Source organism: Sphingobium sp. UBA5915 (assembly GCF_002431195.1).
Classification (GTDB): Bacteria; Pseudomonadota; Alphaproteobacteria; order Sphingomonadales; family Sphingomonadaceae; genus Sphingobium; species Sphingobium soli.
On record NZ_DJDV01000070.1, the window covers coordinates 15,235 to 15,975 of the forward strand.

Genomic DNA, 741 nt, shown 5'->3' on the forward strand with positions numbered 1-741 from the left:
GTTCGCTCATGCCGATGCAGAACATCGCCTGACCTGCCGCGATGCGCGGTAGCACGGCTCGCCGTTGCGCTTCGGTTCCGAATTTGAGCAAGGTCGGCCCGCTCTGCCGATCACCGATCCAGTGTGCACCGACAGGGGCGCCGGCGGCCAGAGTCTCTTCCATCACGACATAGCGTTCGAAGGCGCTGCGTTCGTGCCCGCCATAGCATTTGGGCCATGTCATGCCGAGCCAACCCCTCGCGCCCATGGCACGGGTGAAATCCTTGTCCACCCCGGTCCAGCTGTCGGCGCGGCGGATCGGCGGAACATGGGCCAGCCGATCATGCAGAAAGGCGCGCACGTCGTGTCGCAAAGCCTCGGCGGCTTCGTGGCGAGGGGGCGTGGCAAAGCGGATGGGATTCATGTTTCCGTCCTGTCAGGCCGCAACGACGAAGGGCCAGAACCCATCGCGGCCAACCGCGAGCGCGGCGGCGCCCAAGCACTGCGTCCAATGGTGCGGCCCGCCATATTCGTCGCGCCAACTCCACAACGCACTGGTGTACCAGTGCAGGCGATGCTCCTGCGTAAAGCCGATCGCGCCATGCAATTGCTGGGCGACGCCCGCGGCGACGCTCGCCGCCTCCGCGCTGCGGATGCGGGCGGACCAGGATCGGCTGCAGCACCCCTTTTTCCCGGATCGACTCGACGAGGTCGTTGATCGCCGCTTCATGGAACAGCCGCCGCGGCTGATATTTGCCGGGA

2 protein-coding genes are annotated in these 741 nt (G+C 66.1%); both read right to left on the reverse strand.

Translation table 11 applies throughout. The features are described from left to right. A partial coding sequence (locus B2V90_RS11430; RefSeq protein ID WP_293921348.1) for an acyl-CoA dehydrogenase family protein occupies nt 1–403 on the reverse strand: 403 nt, incomplete at its 3' end. After that, nucleotides 321–716, reverse strand: a complete 396-nt coding sequence (locus tag B2V90_RS23165) for a ParB N-terminal domain-containing protein (RefSeq protein ID WP_414711601.1) — start codon at nt 714–716, stop codon at nt 321–323. The genes B2V90_RS11430 and B2V90_RS23165, both read right to left, overlap by 83 nt. Nucleotides 717–741: the final 25 nt, after the last annotated feature.